Below are 4425 nucleotides of genomic sequence, written 5' to 3' on the forward strand. Positions count from 1 at the left end.
CTATTGGGGGTCAGTTCATCAACAGCGGCTTTTGTTTGGTCTGCGACATCACTATTGTGCTAACTCTTTGACCTTGTCCATTCCCCGTAGCCCTGAATCTCAAGTCCATTTAGAACAAACAACCAACGCTAAGGTCGAATGTTATTGAAACTGACCTTCTGCGTTCCGTCATCTTTATTCAATAGCTCCACCACATCGCCTTGATAGTAATACGGTTCCATTGGCATCTCGCTGTTGGTCGGCCTTGCGTAATGCAATACTGCTGGCTTCGCGTCAACTTGCTGTGCGTATAGATAGCCAATCAGCGCATGTTCAAACTGGTGATAACCGTTGCCCCAATGGAAAGCTTTGGTGCGTTTTGGGTCAAGCCCGACACCGCCGTATTTATGGTCGACCCATACATCATGAAAAGTGGGTAGGGTGTATTGCAGGACGTCTTTCATTGAATCATCGACAAGTGAAACCGTCATTGCTGCTTGATCAAGCTCCGCCCATTCCCATGATGAAGCCCAATTTGTGTTTGGTCTGCTTTGCCAGCCAGTTATCTCTTGTCCTTTCCACGCTTTCTGAAGTTCTTCGCCATAATATTGGGATACACTCACGAAATTTTTCTGATATTGCGCATGAACGAGAGTGTGTTTCATCCCTTTGATGCCAAACTCTTTCCATTCAGAGTTATTCAATGTTTGGCCTGTAAGATAAGTCATCCAATACGCTTTGATGGTGTGCCCAAAATCGTTGTGATTAGCATTCGGCATCTTGGCGGCTTTGCTGTGAATGGCCCCGTAGAAGCGTTGTTCATCTTCAGAGTGGTAGTGCTCGACCATGGTTTGTGTCAGCCAACTTAGATCATCAAGCCATCTTGTCTTGGTGGGCTCTTTTAGCAGGGGAGCGACTAACAGCATATAACCGTTAATCTGATCAAGTTGCGCGACCAGTTCACGCTGTGTGGCTTTGCCATCTTCACCATCCGCAAGTACCCAAGCAAGACCGCTGTTGTCGCTAAGTCGATATTTATCAAAGATAAAAGCTTGTTGTGCGATGAGTGCTTGTTCGACCTTTTTGTCTTGAGTCAGGTAGTAGTACATGGCAAGGCCAACTAATGCATACGCTTGATCTTGAGAAGTACGCTGCTGCCAATTCTGGCCTACTTTTCCCTCTTTTGTGTAGCCGATAAAGCCGCCGTTTTGCTTATCTTCTAGCTGATCAATGAGGTAGTAGGCTCCTTGCTTGGCAAGCGCTAAAGCCTGCTTATCGCCACTAAGGTGGTAGAGCACGCCATAGGCATAAGTTTGACGTGACTTCATCCGCGTAAACTCTTTGCCAAAGTGTGGCGTGATCCAGCCTTTGTTTAGTTCATGGCACACATCAGAAACATCGAGCAAGGTACCGTCATCACAGCGGAAAGTAGGGAAGTTTCCTACCGGTTCTCCTTGAGCGCTAGGCATTAACCAATAAGGTGCAAGCCCTTCAGTCGCATGGTTGAGCCACTCTTCTCCAGAAGGAAGATGGGCGTTGGCAGATACGGCGAAGCTAGTAATACTGAGTAATGCGATCGTTGCTCGTAACATGATGTTTATCTTAACTATTTGAATTTATTTGAATATAAACAATCACATCTGCACATTGTGATTAGGCGATCACAATCGACCAAATTAATAAGGTTTAGATAAAAGCTCACAGACTAGTGAGCTTTGGAAGGGTGTCTTGTATTTTATACTGGCTTGCCCGCCTCATCTTCTTCAACCACATCGGTTTCTAAGCTTGCCTCTGCCAGCCATTTTTGTATCGATGGACTGTTAAGCACACGTTGTTGATACTGCGATGCCTTTTCGGAAAGTTGTATTCCATAGGTTTCTACGCGCAATGCGACGGGTGCAAACATCGCATCGGCAATCGACCATTCACCAAATAACCATCCCTCTGGGTATTGTTCCATTTGTGCAGACCATATTGCATCAATACGAGCGATGTCTTTCAGTGCGTCTTCACTCAGTGTGAGCTTTCGTTGTGCGCGGCAGTTCATCGGCATTTCATTTCTGACGGCAAAGAACCCAGAGTGCATCTCGGCGGAAATTGCTCGGGCATGGGCGCGTTCTTTCACTGAGCTAGGCCACGCTGCACCGTCCAAATAGGCATCGTTAACGTATTCGAGAATCGCCAATGAATCCCACACCGCAACATTACCATCAACTAGGGTTGGAACCTTGGCCGTTGGCGTCACTTTCGCCAGAGTGTCGTAAAAATCAGAGGTGAACAGCTTGAGCTTGATGACTTCTGCATTCAGGTTGTAGTTGTCGAATATTAGCCATGCGCGCAGTGACCAAGTTGAGTAGTTCTGGTTTCCAATATAAAGCTGCATCGTTGCTTCCTTGCGTTTGGTGGGCATGCATTTGAGATTAGGGGATTGTATTGCGGCGCACTAACGGATAATTTTGATGCAATACATTAACAAAAACGATGGGTGGTGATTTCAATATGGATATTGATGCTTTGCGAGGCTTTCTCGCGTTTGTAGAAACCAGTAGTTTCACTCGTGCAGCGAAACAGATAAATCGCACCCAATCGGCATTCAGTGCTCAGATGCGTAAGTTGGAAGAAGAACTCAACGTCACTCTTTTCCAGAAAGAAGGACGTAATTTAATACTGACTGAAGCTGGCTTAGCGCTGCGATCTCATGCCGAACAGTTGGTCGCCCTTCACAATACCGCACTTAAGCAAGTAAAGCGTTACGAAGACAAACAACCTCTGCGACTCGGCTGCCCTGAAGACTACAATGACACCATTCTGCCGAAAGTGATTCGCCTGTTGCAGAAAGCAGAACCCACCTGTTCAATCCAAATATTCAGCCTGCCCAGCATTACGCTGAGAGAGTGGTTGGATGACGGCAGGCTTGATGCGGCGATTGTCACCCGAGCGCCCGATAGTGAAGAGGGTTACTGGCTTACACATGATGTGGGTGTTTGGATAAGCAGCCCTGACTATGCATTCGATGAGTCTAAACCAGTCCCACTAGCCTTGTTTCAGACCGATTGTAAGTACCACGCAGCGGCAGTGAATGGCTTAACCAAGCAGGGCACGCCTTATCAGTTATTGGCGTGTAGCAATACCGCTTCAGCGCAGCGTGCAATCGTGAAAGCAGGATTAGCGATTGGTGCGATGGGTAAGCTAAGCGTGACTTCAGATTTGAAAATTCTTGATGATATGCCGCCGTTGCCTTCGGTCGATATTGTGCTGATCCTAGCGAGTAAGCATCACCCGGTATTGGATAAAGAAGTGCTCAATCAACTTGTGGAGCTGGGTTCTGAGTAGCTTAGGTTCATCTTCCTATTGGAGGATTCCCAAGCTTTTCAATTTTCGATAAATGGTATTGCGGCTGATACCGAGTATTCTCGAAGTCTTACTTATGTTGCCTTGGTTGGCTTGATAGGTTTGCAGCAAGGTTTCTTCAACGGTACTTCTTAAATCGTTATTAGCTGTACCTTTGGTGGTATTAGGAGGCGTGAGTTGATGCTGATTATCGTGTGCTAATGACGTGAGATGTTGAGCAAGGTGGCTGGGCACATGCTCGAGTGTGAGTTGGGGTTCATCACTTGCTAATAGAGCAGCAACCTTAAGTAAGTTGTCTAATTCGCGGATATTACCCGGCCAAGAATAGGCGCACAGTAAGCTCATCAAGTGCGGGCAGATTGTCTGTTCGTCTTCGGCGTATTTACGATGAATGTGCTCGATTAAAGCGTGCTTGTCTTGTCGGTGTTGTAGGCTTGGCAAGGTGAAGGCTAAGCCATTGAGTCTGTAATACAGGTCTTGCCTAAACTCACCTGTTGCGACTAACTGCTCGAGGTTTTTGTGAGTTGCAGCGATGATCTGACAATCGACTTGATAGCTTTGATTAGAACCAACTGGCACCACGGATTTGTCTTGCAGAACATGCAGTAGTCGGCACTGAGCTTCTAAAGGCATGTCGGCGATCTCATCTAGAAATAGAATCCCTTTATCTGCTTGACGGATCTTACCTTGAAAACCCTTGTGGCTTGCGCCAGTAAACGCGCCCGGCGCGTAGCCAAACAGTTCAGATTCGATAAGATCTTTCGGTAGTGCTCCACAATTTACCGCCACCAACGGCGAGGATTTTCGTTGGCTTTGCTTGTGCAGCGCCTTAACAAACTCGCCCTTACCAACACCTGTTTCTCCTAAGATCAACAAACTGATCCCTTTATCGATTACCTTGTTGGCTTGCTGCCAAGCGTGTTCAATTTGTTGCTCGCCATGGTGCAAATCACACGATGCTGAAATGGAGAGCGTGCGCTTGGTGGTTGGTTGTTTGAGGTGTTGTTTCTCAAATACAAAGGGCGTGTCTAATGAGGTTCGGTTGAACAGGGTATCTATGCATTCGCCGACGATCGAGGTTTGATCCAATAGTTG

The 4425-nt window shown here is 46.9% G+C and carries 4 protein-coding genes; 1 reads left to right on the forward strand and 3 read right to left on the reverse strand.

All coding sequences use genetic code 11. The features are described 5' to 3' along the window. Positions 1-128: 128 nt before the first annotated feature. Complete coding sequence (locus tag AB4517_RS20990) at positions 129-1571, reverse strand: N-acylglucosamine 2-epimerase (protein ID WP_372149793.1); 1443 nt, start codon at positions 1569-1571, stop codon at positions 129-131. Between the two features lie 143 nt (positions 1572-1714). Beyond that, a complete protein-coding gene (locus AB4517_RS20995) occupies positions 1715-2362 on the reverse strand; it encodes a glutathione S-transferase family protein (RefSeq protein ID WP_017069761.1) in 648 nt (215 codons plus the stop codon). A 98-nt stretch (positions 2363-2460) separates the two neighbouring features. Between AB4517_RS20995 and AB4517_RS21000 the strand changes: the two genes are divergently transcribed. Further along, positions 2461-3312, forward strand: coding sequence for a LysR family transcriptional regulator (locus AB4517_RS21000; protein WP_372149795.1), 852 nt, complete (start codon positions 2461-2463; stop codon positions 3310-3312). Positions 3313-3327: 15 nt separating this feature from the next. Here the strand turns inward: AB4517_RS21000 and AB4517_RS21005 are convergent. Next, positions 3328-4425, reverse strand: a 1098-nt coding sequence (locus tag AB4517_RS21005) for a sigma-54-dependent Fis family transcriptional regulator (protein WP_372149797.1), incomplete at its 5' end; no start/stop codon positions are given.

It is taken from the genome of Vibrio sp. 10N.222.52.C3, assembly GCF_041474195.1.
Lineage (GTDB): Bacteria > Pseudomonadota > Gammaproteobacteria > Enterobacterales > Vibrionaceae > Vibrio > Vibrio crassostreae_C.